The organism is Paraburkholderia sp. EG304, from assembly GCF_046543485.1.
GTDB lineage: Bacteria > Pseudomonadota > Gammaproteobacteria > Burkholderiales > Burkholderiaceae > Paraburkholderia > Paraburkholderia youngii.
In genome coordinates this window covers 1-253 of sequence record NZ_JBKGUA010000483.1, presented here as the reverse complement: position 1 = coordinate 253, position 253 = coordinate 1, and the positions used below count along the sequence as shown (strand labels likewise).

Here is a 253-nt window from a genome sequence, read left to right as displayed (position 1 = left end):
AAGGACAGATGAAATGTTCGAGCAAAACTGCGCGGTCCGCCGCCCAGCAATTTTATTCGCTGGCATCATAAGTCATCCTTCGCATATTGCATTTGCTTGACTCCCTTTCCTTACTGCGACAGAACCCATCAAACTATCCATGGACGGCAAGGGAGCCTGGCGCGACAACGTGTTCGTCGAACGAGTGTGGCGAAGCGTCAAGTATGAGGAGGTGTATCTGAAGGCATATGAGTCGGTCAGCCACGCCCGGCGC

At 53.4% G+C, this 253-nt stretch carries 1 pseudogene; it reads left to right on the top strand.

From position 1 onward, the window contains the following. Positions 1 to 127: 127 nt before the first annotated feature. A pseudogene (locus ACLFKU_RS44845) lies at positions 128 to 253 on the top strand (IS3 family transposase); the annotation flags it as partial.